The organism is Paraburkholderia sp. SIMBA_054, assembly GCF_046534875.1.
Lineage (GTDB): Bacteria > Pseudomonadota > Gammaproteobacteria > Burkholderiales > Burkholderiaceae > Paraburkholderia > Paraburkholderia hospita.
The window spans coordinates 1-296 of record NZ_JAWRXV010000537.1 but is presented as its reverse complement, the minus strand read 5'-3'; the positions used below and the strand labels follow the sequence as shown (position 1 = coordinate 296).

The 296-nt window shown below is 64.5% G+C and carries 1 protein-coding gene; it reads right to left on the bottom strand.

Features of this window, described 5'->3' with window-relative positions; all coding sequences use genetic code 11:
• Positions 1-64 precede the first annotated feature (64 nt).
• A partial coding sequence (locus SB822_RS56240; RefSeq protein ID WP_410858997.1) for a peptide-methionine (S)-S-oxide reductase occupies positions 65-296 on the bottom strand: 232 nt, incomplete at its 5' end.

The window sequence follows — 296 nt, the reverse complement described above, 5'->3', positions numbered from 1 at the left end:
CAGCGACTCGAACAGCAGCGAGCCGCACTGAGCCGCACTGAACACAGACCCGCGCCGGCCCGCCTCAGCCCGCCTTGATCCGATGCGCAAACTTCTGCCGGAACTTGGCCACCTTCGGCGCGACCACGAACGAGCAATAGCCCTGCTCCGGATGCTGCGCGAAATAATTCTGATGATAGGCCTCGGCAGGCCAGTAGTTGCCGTCGAGCGGCAGCACCTGCGTGACGATCTGGCGGTTGTGGATGCCCTGCGCGCCGATTTCGCGGATCACCTGAAACGCGGCTTCACGCTGCGCG